11 protein-coding genes and 1 riboswitch are annotated in these 19410 nt (G+C 42.2%); all 11 genes read right to left on the reverse strand.

What is annotated here, in order from left to right:
• Positions 1 to 2 precede the first annotated feature (2 nt).
• Complete coding sequence (locus tag ACEN82_RS18020; protein ID WP_413320372.1) at positions 3 to 3185, reverse strand: SusC/RagA family TonB-linked outer membrane protein; 3183 nt, start codon at positions 3183 to 3185, stop codon at positions 3 to 5.
• A gap of 470 nt (positions 3186 to 3655) precedes the next feature.
• Positions 3656 to 7843 carry a hybrid sensor histidine kinase/response regulator transcription factor gene (locus ACEN82_RS18025; protein WP_413320370.1) on the reverse strand — a complete coding sequence of 1396 codons (4188 nt, stop codon included), beginning with the start codon at positions 7841 to 7843 and terminating at the stop codon, positions 3656 to 3658.
• 173 nt (positions 7844 to 8016) lie between these two features.
• The gene (gene idi, locus ACEN82_RS18030; RefSeq protein ID WP_413320368.1) at positions 8017 to 8559 is read right to left on the reverse strand and encodes an isopentenyl-diphosphate Delta-isomerase; all 543 of its coding nucleotides are present in this window, start codon (positions 8557 to 8559) and stop codon (positions 8017 to 8019) included.
• Between the two features lie 3 nt (positions 8560 to 8562).
• On the reverse strand, positions 8563 to 8745 hold the full coding sequence (locus ACEN82_RS18035; RefSeq protein ID WP_413320366.1) for a hypothetical protein: 183 nt from the start codon (positions 8743 to 8745) through the stop codon (positions 8563 to 8565).
• Positions 8735 to 10171: a SusD/RagB family nutrient-binding outer membrane lipoprotein gene (locus ACEN82_RS18040; protein WP_413320364.1), complete on the reverse strand. Its 1437-nt coding sequence runs from the start codon at positions 10169 to 10171 to the stop codon at positions 8735 to 8737. Before ACEN82_RS18040 ends, ACEN82_RS18035 begins: the two co-directional genes overlap by 11 nt.
• A gap of 6 nt (positions 10172 to 10177) precedes the next feature.
• Positions 10178 to 13360, reverse strand: coding sequence for a SusC/RagA family TonB-linked outer membrane protein (locus tag ACEN82_RS18045; protein ID WP_413320362.1), 3183 nt, complete (start codon positions 13358 to 13360; stop codon positions 10178 to 10180).
• Between the two features lie 334 nt (positions 13361 to 13694).
• Positions 13695 to 14264 (reverse strand): TlpA disulfide reductase family protein, encoded by a 570-nt coding sequence (locus tag ACEN82_RS18050; RefSeq protein ID WP_413320360.1) that lies wholly within the window; start codon positions 14262 to 14264, stop codon positions 13695 to 13697.
• A 121-nt stretch (positions 14265 to 14385) separates the two neighbouring features.
• A riboswitch (SAM riboswitch) is annotated at positions 14386 to 14499 on the reverse strand.
• A gap of 304 nt (positions 14500 to 14803) precedes the next feature.
• Complete coding sequence (locus ACEN82_RS18055; protein WP_413320358.1) at positions 14804 to 15592, reverse strand: isocitrate lyase/PEP mutase family protein; 789 nt, start codon at positions 15590 to 15592, stop codon at positions 14804 to 14806.
• A 220-nt stretch (positions 15593 to 15812) separates the two neighbouring features.
• Positions 15813 to 16193, reverse strand: a complete 381-nt coding sequence (locus tag ACEN82_RS18060; RefSeq protein ID WP_090531576.1) for a YybH family protein — start codon at positions 16191 to 16193, stop codon at positions 15813 to 15815.
• Positions 16194 to 16263: 70 nt separating this feature from the next.
• On the reverse strand, positions 16264 to 17079 hold the full coding sequence (locus ACEN82_RS18065; RefSeq protein WP_090531577.1) for a helix-turn-helix domain-containing protein: 816 nt from the start codon (positions 17077 to 17079) through the stop codon (positions 16264 to 16266).
• Positions 17080 to 17265: 186 nt separating this feature from the next.
• The gene (locus ACEN82_RS18070) at positions 17266 to 19407 is read right to left on the reverse strand and encodes a glycoside hydrolase family 43 protein (protein ID WP_413320356.1); all 2142 of its coding nucleotides are present in this window, start codon (positions 19405 to 19407) and stop codon (positions 17266 to 17268) included.
• Between the last annotated feature and the right edge of the window lie 3 nt (positions 19408 to 19410).

A 19410-nucleotide genomic window follows, 5' to 3' on the forward strand; every position in this document is an offset into this window, starting at 1 on the left:
GATTAAAATTTCACGTTAACACCTAAGTTCAAAATTCTCTGCTGCGGATAGAATTGTCCGCTGCCACTGGTTCCTTCCGGATCGTAATCCTTCACTTTGGTAATGGTGAACAGGTTAAACGCACTTGCATAAACCCTTAAACCTCCAATTTTAAGTTTGGACAGGAAAGGTGCGTTGAAATTGTAGCCTAACTGCACATTTTTTAACCTCAGGAACGAGGCATCATTAAGCCAGAAGGTATTGTTATATAAACCACCACTGATGGCGTTTGATGCACGGTCGGTTACACGCGGATAGGTTCCGTTAGTGTTAGTAGCACTAAATCTATTATCGGCCCAACTGCTGTAGAAGTTACCTATGCTACCCGCCTCAGGCAAAACATATTGGCTAACTTGTGCCTGGCCTGCAAACAATACTGCAAGGTCAAACCCTTTGTATGCTGCGTTAAGGCTAAAGCCATAGGTAATTTGCGGGATGTTACCGTATTTGGTACGGGTTTGGTCATCAGCAGTGATTTTGCCATCGTTGTTGTAGTCCAGATATTTCAGATCACCTACTTTGGCTCCGGTTACATGCGGATAAGCATCAAGATCTGCCTGGGTACGGAAGATACCGATGGCATCATAAAGCAGTGAAGTACCCAATGGACGACCAGTTTGGCGCTGATAACTTAAAGTACCGCTGGCTTCGTCAATAAAAATGATCTTACTTTTAGCATAGGTAATATTACCGCTCACACCCCAGCTAAATTCATGGCCGGTATGGTTATAGCCCAACGTAGCTTCAAAACCATTGCTGTTTACTTTACCAATGTTTTCAGATGGCACTAATGGATCAGAACCGTAAGGGTTTACGATGCCTGATGTACCTGGCAATGATGCATTCCTGGCAGCGAGGATATCAGACCTTTTTTGCTGGAAGTAGATAGCCTCAATTGTGAAGTTATGTAAAAATGTAGCGTTGATACCGATATCCAGTTTTTTTGCAACTTCCCAGGTAATATTAGGATTTGCAAGCTTTACCAGGTTTACGTTTGGCTGAATAGTATTTGAGCCACTGCCCGGAGCACTGGCTACAAAGCCATTATTGACCAGCACATAGTTATCAAAATACTGGAAACCGTTCACGTTATCATTACCCAACGAACCGTAAGAGGCCCTTAGTTTTAAATCGTCGATAAAGGTAACGCTGTTTTTGAAAAAGTCTTCTTTCGAAATTCTCCAGCCTACTGAAGCTGACGGGAAGTAGCCCCATTGCTTTCCTGATGGAAATATCGAGCTTCCATCTGCACGTAACTGGCCTTCAAACAAATATTTCTCGTCATAAGCATAAGCTAAACGGCTGATCACACTGCGACGGTTGTAGTTTGAACTGTAACCCGAGTTAAGGTAATCGGTAGCAGCACTACCACCCTGTGATAACTCAGGCAGTTGTGATGAAAGATAATTATAACGCGTAGCATCAAAATACTCAAGGTGATTTTTACTTTGCTCATAACCAACAAAGGCATTGATATCATGCAAACCAAATTTCCTCACATAATTCAACTTTATATTTGAGGTGATAAGCGATTGATTGTTTTGCGATTCGAACAATGTTGGTTTGCTGTTATTACCACCAACAACTACCGGAGTATATACTTTTGTAGTTGAGTTGTAACTGTAAAGGTTATATGGCTTGCTGAAGTTTTTATCAAAGGCATTAGACTTATCTACTGAAAAGAAACCATCTAATGAAAGGCCTTCGATACCCGGAATGGAGTAGCTACCTCTCAAAATACCATTGAAAACCTGTGTTGGATTATTGTTAATACCGCCAATATCGGTTACCTGTACAGCAGGATTATTATTTTCGATACCCGTTGTTGGCAACCCGTTAGGATAATATGCTGCTACAATAGGTTTAGCCCTGTACACAGAACGGAAAAGATCACCAGCACCTGTTACCGGGAACTGCCTGTCTTCCTGACGGCCAGATAATGATAAACCTACCTTTAAGCGCTTGGTAACATTTGCATCAATATTTGAGCGGAAATTATATTGATGATACTTAGTAACACCACTTTTGTAAATACCATCCTGGTAAAGGGTACCTAATGAAACAAAATATTTAACATCGTCGCTACCACCGCTAACCGATAGGCTGTGTTGATTTTGCAGGGCAGTGCCTTTAAGCGTTTGTTTTTCCCAATCAGTATTTGGATAGTTTAACGGATCCGATCCGTCTTTGAATTTCTGGATCTGATCAGTAGTATAAGCCTGGTTCGGGCCACCATTCGGGTTCGAATCGAGGTTGATCTCGTTCATGATCTGGGCGTAGGTTGCAGCATCAGCCATTTTTGGCAAACGGGTTGGTGAAGCAAAACCCTGGTTAAAGCTGTAATTGATGGTCGGCTTACCGCTTTTACCACGCTTGGTGGTGATGAGGATAACACCGTTTGCAGCACGGTTACCGTAAATAGCAGCCGACGCATCCTTCAATACCGACATGCTTTCGATATCGTTAGGATCAAGCCTTTCCAAACCGCCTATCTGGCCCGGAATACCATCAACTACGATAAGCACGTTGTTGCTGCCGGTTGTTGCCAAACCACGTACAGTGATGTTTGAACCATCATAACCAGGCTCACCGCTGCGATTGTTAACAATAACGCCCGAGAAACGACCGGCGATAGAGTTAGATAAGTTGGGCTGAGGACTCTTTACCAGTTCGGCACCTTTTACCTGCGAAATGGAACCTGTTAAGGTTGCCTTTTTCTGCGTACCGTAACCTACAACTACTACCTCGTTCAATGATTTTGAATCGGCAGTTAATTGTACATTAATGGTGGTTTGTCCATTCAGTGCAACCTCTTGCGATGCGTAACCGATGTAGCTAAATACCAGCGTACCTGATGAAGCATTTGGTACATTAAGGCTAAACTTGCCATTAATGTCGGTAACTACACCTGTTGAAGTCCCTTTTAAGGATACACTTACACCTGGTAATGTTTCGCCTTTTTCGTCGGTTACTTTACCGCTAATCCTGGCATCAGGTAAGCGCTGCTCATTAATGGTACCCGCAAAAGCCATTACCGGCATTTGGACTGTAGCGAAACAAGCAACGGCCATGCCGGCCGCAACTACGAAAAAGCGGGGTGACCTTTTCCGATGGGGAGAATCCTTTACATGTAAATTTAGTTTCATATGGTTTTAAAAAATTGGTTTTTTAATCGGCTCAAACCTTGCAAAGCGAGGCGCATAAAAACAAGAAAGTGGATTCGGCATCGATATACTACCGCCCCATTTTGACCTTATTATTTATACACGGTACAAAAGTTTGGTTTAAACCTTGGTTATTGGTAGGGCTAAATTGCGTTTTAAAGCAAAAATGAGTGAGGGGTAAATTCTGAATAAGACAGGGGGTATTTCATAAAAAAGCGCTTAAAAACAGCATTTTGGGCGCTTTTTAAAGAGGGGTAAATCAATACTGGCAAGGGGACAAAAATAAGTTGTAGTATTTAGCCCCCAAACATTGCTACACTTGTCGTCCCCTCATCACTTGGTAAAAAAGAGCCCCAAAAACCACTCTTAGCTCTTTGCTGTGAAACTGAAGCCGAAGGGAAGTTGGTCCCGCGAGATATGTAACAGGTGAATAAACCAACCGATAAACACAATTAATTCTCTTTAATCACATCCCGGTTCACGTTGTAATTGTTGTGAAATGGCTTACGATATTTCTTAATGTAATCGGACGGATTTATACCGAACAGCTTGTTGAATTGTTCTCTGAAGTATTTGAGGTCATTTAAGCCCACTTTGTAGGCCGTTTCGTAAACTGTGCTATCGGTTGTCAGCAAGATCTCGGCAGCCTTACGCAAGCGGATAAAACGGATAAAACTGTTTGCCGATTGCCCGGAAATGGATTTGATCCGCTTGTACAAATTAGAGTGGCTCATGCCTATTTCGGCAGCCAGTGTTTTAATGCTGAAATCCGGGTCGGTTAAGTGCTGTTCAACTATCTGCAAACATTTCTCTAAAAATTCTTTGTACTCCTGCGAGATCTTCAGATCATTTGATTTATTAAGGGTTATTTCATTATAGAAATATTTTTGCAGGTTGTTCCTGCTCTTCAGAATCCCGTTTACACGGGCCACCAGGATCTCTTTTTCAAAAGGCTTGCTAATATAATCATCCGCACCACCTTCAATGCCTTTAAGCTTTATTTCGGGCGAGGAGCTGGCGGTAAGCAATATCACGGGGATGTGGTTCAGCACAGGATCTTCCTTAATACGGCTGCATACCTCAATACCGCTTAATCCCTGCATCATTACGTCGCTTATCACGATATCGGGTACAAGGTGATAAACAAGTTCCAGGCCATCCGTGCCGTTATCGGCCTCAAAAATCTCAAATTCGCCGGTAAAAATTTGTTTAAGGTAAGTACGGATCTGCTGGTTATCGTCAATCAGCAGCATGGTTTTAGTATCAGAGCTTAAAGCTTCATGGCTTTTAGCAGTAGCCGCATTTTCAACCTCAACGGCGGCCAATTCGCCCTTGTTCTCCATCAGTTCATCCAGGAATACCGAAGTTTCAGCAACGTCTTCAAACACAAACTGCTGCCCAAAATGTTCTCTGCCTTTTAACAACGATACATGAAATATCGTACCCTGTCCCTGTTGGCTGGTATAACCGATGCTGCCTTTATGGTTTTCAATAAATGCTTTAACCAGATAAAGCCCGATACCAAAGCCACCTGCCAACGGAACCGAATTTTGCAGCTGGTAAAACTTGCCGAATAACTGATCGCCGGTACCTTCGGCTATGCCACAGCCGCTGTCTTTTATTTCTATCGTGATCTTGTCGTTAAAATCCGTGATTGTGCAGGTTACTATACCAAACTCTGGCGTAAACTTCAACGCATTTGAGATCAGGTTAAATAATGCTATTTCCATTTTCTCCCTGTCTGCGTAAATCTCTATAGCATCTTTTTCACTAATAAAATCAAACTGGATGTGTTTGGTGCGCGCCTGATGGTTAAAACACAAAAACACCTCATGACAAAGCGATACGATATTAAGCCTTACTATTTTAAGCTTATCAGTGTCGCTTTCGGCTTTCCTGAACAGTAAAAGCTGATCAACCAAACTCAAAAGACGCCGTGCGTTGCGATAAATGATATGCAAATTACCGGCGTCATCAGTAACCTCGCCCTTCCCGAACAACATATCCTTTACCGGGTTGATGATGAGCGTTAATGGGGTGCGGAATTCATGCGAGATGTTGGTAAAAAAGGAAAGTTTACGCTCGTTAAGCTCCTTATCTTTTTCGGCAGAAAGCTGGGCTACTTTAACCTCGTATTTAAGCCTGGTTTGGCGGTTTCTGTAAAGTATATAGTAATAAGTTACAACCCCAGCTGCTGCTATATAAATTAAATAAGCCCACCAGGTTTTATACCAGGGCGGCAGGATCTTAACCTGTAATGTAGCATAATTATCAAACCACAAACCATCCTGGTTGGATGCTTTTACCCTGAACGTATATTCTCCGGGTTCAAGGTAGCGGTAAGTTGCAAGCCGCTGATCGCCAACATAGTTCCAGGTTTTATCAAGGCCATCCAGTTTATAAGCAAACCCGCCTTTATCCGGATAGGTATAATTTAACGAAGCATACTGGATAGAAAATACCGACTGATCAGGCTGTAATGTGATCTGCCTTGCTTGGTTAATGGCTTCGGGCAATACGGTACGGTCCTTGTCAAGTCCGCCAACTTCAACCTGCTTACCAAAAATTTGTAATCCTGTTATAATAACTTTTGGTTTATAGTCGCTTTGATTTACTTTTCCAGGGTCAAAAAAGTTAAGCCCTTCTGTTCCTCCAAAATACATCAATCCATTAGCAGAATCAAACAAAACAGACCCTGCGTTAAACTGCCCGGCCTGTAACCCATCCGACTGATCATAATTTAAGATCTTGTTATTCCGTACATCAATGTTTGATAAGCCTTTATTGGTACTTAGCCATAATGAACCATCGGATGATTCCTTAATGGCCGATACTGTATTATTAGCCAGACCATTAGTTTCATTGAATTTTCTAAAAACCCGGTTTTGAAGATCGTATGAAATTAGTCCATCGCCTTCAGTTCCTATCCATAACCTGTGTTGTTTGTCGGGATGGAGTGAAAATATCACCTGACCTGGTAAATTGCTTTTTTCATCGGCGGGTTTAAAATATCTGCTGAATTTCTTTTGTCCGGCGTTATAAAAATCAAGTCCCCCGCCATAAGTACCAACCCATAAATTACCATTATCATCCTCAGCAATTGATCTTACATCGTACGAAGTAAGTCCGCTATTGGCAGGTGTATAGTTGGTGAAAGTTTTTGTAACGGCATTAAACAGGCACAAGCCGCCGCCGTTGGTGCCAATCCATAAATTTTTATGCTTGTCCTGGTAGATAACCCGTACGTCGTTACCACCCAGGCTTTTGTTATCTGCCTGGGTGTGTAGGTAGTTGACAAACGAATCCGATTTCTTGTTATATTGCAAAAGTCCCTTTGCATAAGTACCAAACCATAAATTACCATCCTGATCGGTATAGCCGAATAAAATGGCATTATCGGTAATACTGCCGGGTTGCCCATCTGCTTTGTATTGCTTTATCAGGGTGCCGTTGTGGCTGGTTTTGTAAATCCCCTCGCCATCAGTGCCCAGCCATAAAAAGCCGTCGCTATCCTGGCACAGGCCATAAAACCTTACCAAGCTTTCGCCGCTGGCCCCATATCGCTTTTTAGCAATCTTTGAAAATTTCTCCTTGATGCTGCTTACCATGTAAATGCCATCGCCATAGGTACCTACCCAAACATTTTTATCCTTATCTATATAAAGCGTTTGAACAGAGCGCTGTGTAAGGTAATATCCATCATCGCCGGTTACCGGCTGAAGAAAAAAGTTATTAATGTTGTAGTTGGGACTTGTGCCAATGTTAACTTTAAACAGACCGCCATCCTGCAGACCTACAAGCAATTGTTTATCACTATCCTCAATAACTGATATGTATCGTTTACTTTTAATACCCTGCTGACTGGTTTGCAGTAAGGTAAATTTATTTGATTGCCTGTTGTAGTAGCCGAGCCCGCTTCCCGTTGCTATCCACATGTTGTGAAAATGATCTTCAAAAATGTCATTGATCCGGGTACCCGGCAGGTTGGCTATTGGAGGGCCTACGCCCGCAAGGTTAGCTATTACACCATCCTTATGGCTAAAAACATTGATGCTGCCTTCCTGTGTACCCACCCATACCAGGCCCCTTGAATCTTCGTACAAACAAAGCACCCTGTTACTTGACAGCCGGGACAAATTGGCTTGGGTGTAATTAACAACCTTTGCTGATTTGGTATTGAAATAAGAAAATCCCTGCCCATAAGATGTGATCCATAAATTACCATCATGGCTTTGGATGATATTACTGATATCGTTTTTGACGGCCCTGTTAGAGGTGAATTTATAATGGATAAACTTTTCTGTACGGCTATCAAATTTGCTGAGGCCATTTCTTGACGATACCCAGATGCTGCCATGAACATCGCACAAAACCTTTTGTACATAGTTACTGGCCAGCGCAGTTGAATCGCCCAGGCGCGATTTAAAAATCTTAAAAGTTGTACCGTCAAAACGATTGAGCCCATCATTGGTGGCAAACCACATAAAACCCTTATCATCCTGTGTAATGCTATTTACAATACCAAAAGAAAGACCATTTTTTAAAGAATAATTGAGGATCTTATTTTTGATGGGCGACTGGGCATGGGCCGAGGAAATGATCAAACAAAGAACAATGCAGCAGAAGGATCCCTTTTTCATTAACAAGTTGCAGGCTGTGAATTACACAAATAATTGGAAGATTAAAGCTACCTAATTAATTGTAAAGTAAACAATAATATTACAAAAATGTAAAATACCCGTTACAATAAGGGAAGATTTGCTTATTCGGGCTACATAGCAAATTATCAGTCCGGCGTTATTTACGACGACGATCACAGCCCATCAGTGATCTGTAATTGCTGATAATGATTCATTACCTCGTCGAAACATATGGCGAGCCACCTGGTATAATCGCCCGGGTTTTCTTTCAGGTCGACTGCCAGCCGGGCCATCGTTATGTATTTAAATGAGGAGACCTCGTCATGGTCAGGGATCGGCAAAGCATCGGTGATGCCAAAAAACACATGATCGTATTCATTTTCAACCAGGTCGTCCTGGATAGCTGCACAGTAAACAAAAGAAAATACAAAGTTAAGTTCGGCGGCCATTCCCATCTCCTCCTGTAGCCTGCGATGGGCTGCTGCAAATGTGAGTTCGCCGGGCCTTGGATGGCTGCAGCAGGTGTTTGTCCATTTACCACCCGAGTGATATTTGCCTTCGGCGCGTTGCTGTAATAGCAGCTCTCCTTTTTTATTAAAAATAAAAACTGAAAAGGCACGGTGCAGGCTCCCCTGAAGATGCGCCTCCATTTTTTCCATAGTGCCAATTTCCTGATCATCGCGATCAACCAAAATCACGGTTTCTTCTATCTTCACTCGCTATAATTTGTTGTAATCTTCCTGATGAGAAACGCTGATCTCCGGAATTTCTTGTTTTTTTGTTAATCTTAAAAACAGGGCTAAAGCCATGTCGCAAATTTCAGCTTTATTTTCAATAAAAAACGGATTTCCTTTTGGAGAAACCCGTTTTATTTTATGAAGCGACACTTGTTTAGTGTACATCAAACCAAAGCTTTGTGGTAAGCGCATCGGCTCCCTGTGCTGCCACTGCCGACTGGTAATTAGTTTTGTTCAGCGATTGCTCTGTACCTGGATAAATAAACCTTACCGGTATTTTACCATTCAGTGTACCTGCAACGGCGGGTTGCAGTTGAGGATAATCAAGTCTGCGCCATTCGGTCCAGCCTTCCAATCCCTGGCCAAACAAGGCTAACCATTTTTGCTCGCCAATTGATTTTTTATAATTAGAGGCATCATATTGCACTGCCGGTTGCGCTATATAAGTAGCGATATCAGCGGAAGCAATACTGTATTGTGTCAATGCAGCAGTAATCGCCTGACTGTATAATGAAGCGGCATCTTCGGTAGTAAAACCGCGAGCGGCAGCTTCAGCCCTATCAAACAAGCTTTCGGCGTAGCTTAATATTACGGCCGGGGCATGCGGAGCTCTAAAATAGGTGCCTGGTTTTGAAGTTTTAGTAAAGCCGTAACTGCTGGCATCACCCACTAACAAGCCATTTGGCAAGCCAACATAGTTTTGAGGTGTGGGGTCCTGCGTTTTGGCGGCATATATTGATAAGCGTGGATCATTAAGCGCAAACAGCTTATCAACTATAGTTTTGCTGATGCGGTAATCGTCACGGGTATCAAACAGGTTGCTCACCGGGTTTTGATTTGGCGAATCAACATAAGTAAACTGCGCGGTTTCAGTATTTGAGCTGATGTACGAGCCACCCTCGGTTTTGATATCGTCTAACACTTGCTTAGCTTTTGCCGGTTCCCTATCGGCAATGCGCAGGGCGATGCGAAGCCTTAACGAGTTGGCAAACTTTTTCCATGAAGCAATATTGTTGCCATAGATCACGTCGCCTGCTATAGCTTTGCCTGATGGATCAAGCGCTGTTTGAGCGGCTTTCAAATCATCTAATAAAGCAAAATAAACATCTTTTTGGGCATCATAAGCGGGCGTAAGGTACTGATCTATGTTGGTGGCCTGCTTGTAAGGAATATTTCCATAAGCCTCTGTTAATAAGCTAAATGTCCATGAACGCAGTACAAGCACAACGCCTTTGTAATTGGTATTACCCTGGGCATCGGCAAGTTTGATGATCTGGTTAAGGTTTACAATGCTCTTTGAATAGCCCGTGCTCCAAAGCTCCTCAAACGCACTGCTGGCATAAATATACCTGTCGGGGTCGGTATATTGAATTTTAGACCAGTATTGCACAAAAAGCAAGCTGGCATCCATGTTATTGGCTACGCCCCAATAAGTATCAGAAGTGGCTTTAGTAGCTGCTGTCAACAAGTAATCTGGCTGCGCCGTTTGCGAGCCGTTAGGGTTTTGATTGATCCTGGCAAGTTCCTTTTTGCACGATGTTACCGATAATAAAACCGCGGCGGATAATATGCTGATATATTTAAGTTTCATGATGTTTTAGAATTTAAGGTTTACATTAAAACCGATGTTACGCACGGTAGGCAGGGTAAGGTCTTCAAGGCCCTGTCCGTTGCCGGCATTAAAGGCTGTTTCCGGATCAATGTTCGGTGCGTTTTTATGGATGATCCACAGATTACGGCCAACTACCGAAAATGTAGCTCCCTGGAAGCCTATTTTATTCACCCATTTAGCGGGTAAAGAGTATCCCAGTTTTACTTCGCGAAGTTTAATGTATGAGGCATCGTAAACAAATGCTTCGTCAATATTGGTAAAGCCTTTGTAATATGATTGCGCAGGGATGATAATGGTGTTTGGCGAACCATCAGCCTTTACACCTTTAAATATCATACCATCATTATAAATGGTTACACCCGCCGGAGCTGCGCCGGTTACCTGCACCGCTGGATTTGTTGTTTTATTATCCGGATAGTAATAGCTTAAACCACCATTAGCAGCACCGCGCCCTGGCAAGGTAGAGGCCAGTACGCCGGTATAGGTACCAGTACGGTTGGTGTTTGAGTAGATGGATCCACCGAAACGCGCGTCAACCAAAAAGCTCAGGTTAATGCCTTTGTAGGTAAAGCTGTTATTGATGCTTCCCAGCCAATTTGGAGTAAATTTACCCAGGTAACGTTTGGTGGTATTAAATACAGGTGTACCATTGGCATCAATAACGATCTGGCCTGAAGCATTACGTGTGTAGGCGGTACCATACAACGCACCATAGGGCTGACCAACGGCTGCTAAAACCTGTACTGTACGATCTGTACCCAAAACGACGTTTTGCAGGCGGCCGTCAGCATCAAGCGAGACAACCTTGCCACGATTTAACGAATAGTTGGTGGTTATATCCCAGGTAAAGCTATTCGATTTAATTGGAGTAATACCCAACTGTACCTCAATGCCTTTATTGTTGATACGCCCCCCATTTATTACTTTATAGCCATAACCTGTTGATGAACTTACCTGTACTGTAAGAATCTGATTAACGCTGTTAGTATTATAGCCACTTACGTCTAAGTGCACCCTATCGTGGAAAAATCCCAATTCAAAACCAGCCTCTGCTGACCTTGTGGTTTCGGGTTTAAGACGATAATTCTGATAAGTAGATCCTGAACTTTGCTGGGGATTTGAGCCAAAAAGGTTTGAAGATGTGAAAACATTGAACAACTGATAAGGATCAGCAGGCTTGCCTACTTTTGACCAACCGCCTCTTACCTTTGCATAAGTAAGGACATCACTTTTAATGTCCAATACTTCTGACAGTACTAAACTTCCGTTAATGGAAGGGTAGAAATATGACAGTGCATCTGCCGGTAAAGTTGATGACCAATCATTACGGGTTGTAAAATTGACGAAAGCGTAATTCCTGAAACCAATCTGGGCCGAACCGAAGTAGCTGTAGGTTTTAGATTTATAATACTCATTAGTTGAAACCAGGGGATCGCGCGAGTTACTCAAGGTATATAAACCTGCAACTGCAAGTTTAGGTGCCAGTTGATCATTACGTTCATTTGTTCTGACGGCTATGTTACCGCCGCCAAATACATCAAGCGAGAAATCGTTATTCAGCTTTTTGGTGTATTGTAATCTGGCTTCGGTATTGTTTTCATTTACACTGTAAGCATCCTCTTCATATGAGCCAAATGGTGTTCCGTTGGTGCCGTACGCCACTTTGATCTTACGACGATCGTTATAATAATCCGTTCCGGTGCGGAAGTTGGCCGATAGACCATCAATGATCTTATAGTTCAATTCGATGCTACCTATCAGGTGATTTTTATGCTGCCCTACTGTATTTTCATAGGCGAGCCAGTAAGGGTTGCTATAGTAACTATTATTCCAGTTAAAGGTATTACCATTGGCATCCTTGTAATTTTTAAGCCTGTTGATATCAACCTGGCGGCCAAACCAGGTAAACTGCAGCATGGTGCTGGTTGCACGTTTTCCATATGCGCCAGGAAGGTTATCAGCATCATCCTTGCTGTAATCAACAATAGTATTTACTGTTAATTTATTATTGATGCGGTAGCTTGAGTTTAAAGCAAACGAGTTACGCCCTTGTGAAGTATTAGGCACAATACCGGTTTGGTGCAGGTTATTATATGATAACCTGAAATCGCTTTTATCGCTGCTGCTTGCTATGGCGATACCGTTATTAAGCGTTACACCGGTTTTAAAAAAGTCTTTTACGTTATCGGGATGAGCCACGAAAGGTACTGCCTGGCCATTTGAATAAAACTGCGGGATCAGCGAACCATCCAAAGCAGGGCCCCAGCTTTCGTCAACACCGTCGTTAATGCCACCGCCTTTACCATCTACATAGCTGAATTTACCGTTTGAACCTTGTCCATATTGGTTTTGATAATCAGGTAGGATCTGTACGTTCGAAAAACTGGTGTTTGAATTTACGGTAACACCTAATCCCTTCGCGCCTTTGCCTGTTTTGGTACGGACGAGAATAACACCCGCAGCAGCACGTGAGCCGTAAAGCGCTGCAGCGTTCGGGCCTTTCAATACACTTACCGATTCAATGTCTTCAGAATTTAAATCAGAAATGGCATTGGAGAAATCTCTTGAACCATTAGTGCCCAAAAACTGGCTATTATCAACAATAACCCCGTCAACTACAAATAAAGGTTGATTTTCCCGTGAGATAGACGTTTCTCCACGGATAATGATACGGGATGAGCCCATATCGCCCTGGCTGTTGGTAACCTGCACACCGGCAATTTTACCAGCCAGCGCGTTTACAAAGTTGGTTTCCTTTGCCTCAGAAATATCTTTCGATTTTAAACCTTGTACCGCATATCCAAGCGATTTTTTATCCTTTGAGATATTGAGGGCCGTTATCACTACCTCATTCAGAGAATTTGGTGCTTCAACCAAAACCACGTTTAAGGTAGTTATGCCTTGCGTAATCGGGATCTCCTGGGTTGTAAAGCCAATGTAGCTAACCCTAAGCACATCATTAACATTGGCGTTGATGATAAACTTACCATCAACATTGGTTTGTGCGCCCGTGGTTTTACCTTTAACAGATACGCTAACGCCCGGCAACGGTAGGCCGTCCGACTTGGCGGTTACCACTCCGCTAATTTTAACGGATTGCCCCGCAACCGTCTGGACGAGAATAAAAGGCAATATAATTGCCAGTAATAGCCTGTAAATTTTTAACATGATAATTAATAATTGAGATTAATTTTTGATGCCTTTACCGGTACAAAAGACATGGCTATCGCCTTAGCGGGCATAATTTGCCCGGCTCATAAGCCTATCGTAACTGTAAAGAATTGATTAGGGGATGGTAATTATTAAGCTAAGACAAGCTGCAGCAAGCCCGCATTTAAACACCATGCATGCTGTAAATGATAACAGCAACAATGCATGCTTTTCATATTGAGACAGAAGGATTTGCAGATTGACTGGCTTTCCGAAACGAAAGTTTTCTTGTGTAAAAAAGTAGATTCTGTTTTCATAAAACGGGTATTAAATAAGTACTGATAGATTCTTTTTAATTGATGGACGCTGTTTTGTTGTTTACCAAAGCGTCCACAGCTTTTAACATGGATCCAAATTCCTGTTTATCGTACAAGCGGGTGAGGTAAACAATTTTCCCATCCCGATCGATAACCACATTGCGGGTAACACCGCTCTTTTTGCTGGCAAACCGGCCAAAAATCTCAGCACCAGGATCAAGTGCCAACGGATAGCTTATATTCATGACCTGGTGAAAACTTTTTACTTTATTGAGCGGTTCATCGCGATCAACGCCAATTAGAACAAGGCCTTTATCTTTATAAGCCTGCCAGATCTCTTTTTCCAAATGCGGCATTTCTTCTCTGCATACGCTGCACCAGCTTGCAGTAAACTGCAGGATAACCACCTTACCACGCAACTTCGTTAAAGAAGTTTTTGTACCATTGGTCAATACGAGCTCAAAATCGGCAGGAGCAAGATCACCGGTTTTTATGATATAACCGCGGTCGTCAGCTGTCGGATCAATTGCCTTGGTGGTCTGCGCAACAGCCGGCAATGTTGTTATAAAAAGCAAACAGGTAAAAAGTAATTGTTTAATGTTCATTGCTATACAGGTTAAACCGTAATATCATCCCGGTGATATTTTCAATATTTTAATTAGCAAGAAAAATGAAGAGGAAAAAGAAGTATACAACATCTTGCACTATACAAGGCCATAGCGTATTACATTATCTTTTCTACCCTATTTTGGGCAGACAGGAATTAGCACCTTTATAACAGTGGGCTTACAGGTTGCTAAGACATCACAGGGCCTTTCCCTCAGTCTTTCTTGATAATTAAAATATTCAAAGAACCGATTTGACGATGCAAATATATATAAGTTCTACTAAAACCATAGACTTTATATAATTATTGCAATAAAATGAATTAACACTTTAAAGTTCTGCAGGCTTATTTACAGAATTTGTTTACTGATCGGATTAGCTGAAACTTTTTGAAGATAAGTTCCATAACAACAAAAAGTCCCTAACGTTCGCTGCCGGGACTTTAACCTAAACTTATTTTGTAGATTATTAAACTACCTTATAATAAGGTAAAACAATGCAATTAGGTTTTTAATTATGTAGCACTTTTATTCGCCTGTTAACTGGCAGCCCCGTTAAAAAGGGCTGCAAAGCTATTTTCGGCTGTTATTTTTTCAATCAAATTTTCCAGTGACCGGTAGATGTTCATATTCAAAAATGGGCCTGCGCTAATCCTTTTAATGCCCGCATTTTGCAACGCTTTAAAATCCGGAAGGCCGGGCATACACATTACGCTAACCGGGAGGCGCGATAAGGCCGTTATTTTTTCAATATCTGCTATTTGGGTAATGCACGGAAAAAACAAACCGTGCACACCTGCATCCTGGTAAAGTTTAGTACGGGTCAAAGCGTCTTCCAATGCGTTAGGTAAACCAAGCAAAAAGGAATCGGTCCTTACATTTATAAATACCTCTACCCCTGTGGCAGTTAACAATGAGGTTACCTGTTTAAGTTTTGTGGCAAAGCCTTCGGCATCAACAATACTTCGCTGGCCATTCACCACTATCGAATCCTCTATATTGATCCCCACCACGCCAATATTGTATAGTTTAGTGATGTTACTGCAGATTGCCTCCGGTGTATCACCGTAACCTCCCTCCAGGTCCACAGTTAACATGGCTGATGTTGTTGCAGCTATGCGTTTAACAACAAAAAGGTAATCCTCAAAACTCATCTCTTCGCCATCTGCAAAGCCTAATGAGCTGGCAACAGCCGCGCTTGATGTGCCGATTGCTTTAAAATTTAATTTATCATAAACCTGGGCGCTTTGTGCATTCCATACATTGCCAATTTGCAAAGGTTCGGTTTGATGATGCAGGGCTAAAAATTCATTGAATCTATTTTTCATGTTCTTGTTTTTATTTTATGCTCAAAATTAGCTTGAGCATTTTTCTAAAAATTGTATAAAACGGAAGAGATTAGTGAAAGGTGAAAGGTGAAAGGTGAAAGGTGAAAGGTGAAAGGTGAAAGGTGAAAGGTGAAAGGTGAAAGGTGAAAGGTGAAAGGTGAAAGGTGAAACAAAAAATGGCCGGATAAATCCGGCCATTTTTTGTTTCAGATAGAGAAAATCAGGCTACGAGATTAGCCTCAGCTCCGAATGCATGATCGATGACAATTTTCCAGCTGCCGTCGGGTTGTTGTTTCATTAACTCTATCCCTTTTGCGGCAATCTGTATTTTGCCATTGTCGGTGACGCTCCACTCCGACCGGCCTACCGCTACATCGCCCGATTGCAGACAGTAAACGGTTTTGATTTCCATTACTCCCGGAACCGCACAGATGCTTTTAACGGCCTCTTCAAATTGAGCCTTGCCTGATACTTCTTTTCCCGGCTCGGGAAAAATAATACCGTTGGCATCATACACATTCATAACTACATTTACATCTTTGGTGTTAAAAGCGGCTGCAAGTACCGCGTGCACCTCCTGTGGTGTTTTTGCTGATTTCATTTTGTTGTTTTTTTATATCAGCAAAACTATGTGGCTCGAATAGCCCAAAATTGTATAAAACGGAAGAGTATTAACTGCCTGCTAACGCCTGGTTTATAGGCGACGCCTGAGCAGCAAATGAGTTAGGTGTAAAACCTGTAAAAAGCTTAAATTCCTTTATAAAATGTGCCTGGTCAAAATAACCGGCGCTGTAGGCTACATTCGTTAGCTTTTCTTCATTAGCGCTAACCAGGTTAAGGCTATGCTGAAAGCGGTTTATTTTGTAAAATAATTTTGGCGGTAAACCTGTATACTGCGAAAAAAGGGTATTAAGGTGCCGTGAGGAAATGTTATAACGGCTGGAAATAGACAGGATATTATCGTCGCTGTAATTCTTTTTAAGACTACTGACAATATCCCCGATAAATTTGATCTTCGAATGCTTTTTTTCGGTTGCCGATAAACGGCTCCGCAAATAATCTTCAATCATGGCCACCTTCGCATTCAGGTCGGCGGTCTCCAATAATTTTAAATAAAGCGTTCTTAATTTAGGTCCGAATACGTGCGTGGCATCAACAATTTCGTTGTTAAATTCTGATACATTTTCATCAAAAAAGTAAGCAGCCGAATGCGGGTAAAAACGGAAGCCGAGCATAATATTGCGCCCTACAGATTGAATGGGCAAAGGTTTAGTGATCTGGCCCCAAAGTTCAACTGGAGGAGTGGTAAAAAATGTATCACCTTTCTTTGATTTCCAATTTCCGGCACCGAGGTTAAAGATTACCTCCATGGTACCGCTCGGGAACACAATATCATCGTAGCTTCTGTCCGAATCAGATTCATACAGATAGAAGCACTTGATGTAAGGCTGCAGCCTTGGCTCCGGAAGCATCTCTTTGAAAACCATGATTACAAATATAGGATACAACGAAGTCGTCAAATTGTAAAAAACGGAACATATTTTTAGTAGCTTAAAGCGGAAGGCACAAAGCTTAAAGCTAATACGTGTTTAATTTTATATAAAACAAAAGCTGCCATGTGAACCTTCAATACGTTCACATAGCAGCTATACCATTATTTATATAAACCGAGGTTACTTTTTAACCTGTACAGGTTTTATACCTTCATGTGTAGGGGGTACCTGTTTGATCAATCCATTGCCATCAAATTCCATTTTATCAATACATACCTCACGGTTGTATCCTGCGGCATCGCCCATGGTAATGCCTTTGGGGTAGTTGAACCGGTGATAAACAATATACCATTCATCGGTACCCGGGATCTGGATCACTGAGTTATGGCCGGTTCCGTAAATACCTTTTGCTGCATCTTTGGCGATAACTGTATTTTGCTCCGGAACCTCTATTGGCCCAAGTGGAGATTTAGAAGTACCATAATGCACACTATAATTAGGACTCCGGGTATCATTTTCAGACCACATGAAGTAATAAGTTCCATTGCGGTAAAACACGTATGTACCTTCGTTATAATGCGAGTAAGGAGTAAGGATTTTGGTAGTACCCGGTTTTAATGAAATCATATCATCGTTTAACTCGGCCACTGCCATATAGCCATTGCCCCAGTACAAATAGTTTTTACCTGTTTGCGGATCGGCAAAAACATCGGCGTCAATCTGCTGTCCGCCTTTAACACCTTCAGGCAATTGTGCTATCAAAGGTTTACCGGAGTCAGTAAACGGCCCTGCCGGATCATTTGCCGTCGCCACTCCTATTTTTTGAGCGGCGGCAAAATAGTAGAAGTATTTATACTCATTGCCAATCTTTTTTTCGATGATACAAGGAGCCCAGGCATTCTTTTTTGCCCAGCTCACATCCTGCGGCAAATCAAGAATTTTACCCCCATCTTTCCAGTTCACCATATCATCCGAAGAAAAAGCCTTGAAATACTTGCCCGACCAGCCATCAAAACCATCGCTGGTAGGATAGATATAAAATTTACCCGTTTTTTCGGCGTACAGGATCTCCGGATCGGCATAGTATCCTGCAATAGCCGGGTTATGGGTTTCCTGGGCAGTAACCTCAAAAACCTGCGCTTTTTTACCTGCTATAGTTACAGAATATTTAACCGGGCCTTTGGTAAAATCCTGCGGTTTTGCCGGGCTGATAGTAACACCTGGAAACAAGGTAAAATGAGGATCAAATGATTTTAAATCAGTACCCGGCATTACAGGCAGGTGAGCTTTATGGTTCGCCGTATCTAAAACAATATTGATGGTTTTAATCTGCTTGTTAAGTGGCGAAAGTATGACATCTTCAGCCGTCTCCCATTTGGCAGTTAATGCCGCCGCTTCCTTTGAAGTTATTGGCATCACCGTACCATGGCGCGGATGGAAATTCATGGACACCTCGTCGTCAATCAGTTTAAAGTTTTCAAGATCGGTTGTCCTGGTAAATTGGTATTTACCTTGTGTATATAGGTCATACATCAAAATATAACCGCTGCCATCGTTTAATTTAAAAGTACCCGCCCCTTCTACCGGGTCTTTGGTTTGCTGTACGTATTTATCAAGCAATACATAGCCAGAAGTTAGCTTATCCGATACGGCTATTTTTATACCTGCACCTGATCCCTCTGTTTTGAAAAACAGGTAATATTTATTGTTCTTGTAAACAATATCGCCGTCTATACAGGCACCGCCATCCGGCTTAAAGAAAAGCTGTTTAGGCTCGGTTTCAAGACCTGTAAAATCCTTATTGGCATAAGCATAATAGATCTTATCGGCCTCTTCGCCAAAACGCATCGACCAGTAGATCATATACTGTTTCTTCTGCGGATCATAAATGGTTTGCGGTGCCCATACCCTGTTCACACCCGCAAATTTTTCATAAAGTTTGGTGATATCAATTGTTTTCGAACTCCAGTGTACCAAGTCGGTTGATTTGAGCAATACCATGGAATAATCCGGTCCCCAGCCATATTTTTCTGTATTCATGTCTGTGGCAACCATATAAAAAGTTTTACCGTCGGCGGCACGCATAATATGCGGGTCACGTACACCGCCGGTAGCGCTGATATCGGCCGAATTTAAAACCGGGCGATTGTTATTCAGCGCACGGAAATGATAACCATCGTTACTCAAAGCAAAACGAATTTCTTCGCCACCTTTGCTCCCTGTGAAATAAGTAAACAGGTAGGCGCTGAATTTTTGCTGCGACTGTGCCATGACCGCCGTGTAAAAGCTGACCAAAACGCCCAGTAAAACTATTTTTTTCATGTA

This window comes from Mucilaginibacter sp. Mucisp73 (assembly GCF_059491465.1).

Excerpts from the sequence above, each read along its gene's own strand:
- ACEN82_RS18020 (WP_413320372.1), bottom strand. The coding sequence starts at position 3,185 with ATGAAACTAAATTTACATGTAAAGGATTCTCCCCATCGGAAAAGGTCA.
- ACEN82_RS18025 (WP_413320370.1), bottom strand. The coding sequence starts at position 7,843 with ATGAAAAAGGGATCCTTCTGCTGCATTGTTCTTTGTTTGATCATTTCC.
- ACEN82_RS18035 (WP_413320366.1), bottom strand. The coding sequence starts at position 8,745 with ATGTACACTAAACAAGTGTCGCTTCATAAAATAAAACGGGTTTCTCCA.
- ACEN82_RS18040 (WP_413320364.1), bottom strand. The coding sequence starts at position 10,171 with ATGAAACTTAAATATATCAGCATATTATCCGCCGCGGTTTTATTATCG.
- ACEN82_RS18045 (WP_413320362.1), bottom strand. The coding sequence starts at position 13,360 with ATGTTAAAAATTTACAGGCTATTACTGGCAATTATATTGCCTTTTATT.
- ACEN82_RS18050 (WP_413320360.1), bottom strand. The coding sequence starts at position 14,264 with ATGAACATTAAACAATTACTTTTTACCTGTTTGCTTTTTATAACAACA.
- ACEN82_RS18055 (WP_413320358.1), bottom strand. The coding sequence starts at position 15,592 with ATGAAAAATAGATTCAATGAATTTTTAGCCCTGCATCATCAAACCGAA.
- ACEN82_RS18060 (WP_090531576.1), bottom strand. The coding sequence starts at position 16,193 with ATGAAATCAGCAAAAACACCACAGGAGGTGCACGCGGTACTTGCAGCC.
- ACEN82_RS18065 (WP_090531577.1), bottom strand. The coding sequence starts at position 17,079 with ATGGTTTTCAAAGAGATGCTTCCGGAGCCAAGGCTGCAGCCTTACATC.
- ACEN82_RS18070 (WP_413320356.1), bottom strand. The coding sequence starts at position 19,407 with ATGAAAAAAATAGTTTTACTGGGCGTTTTGGTCAGCTTTTACACGGCG.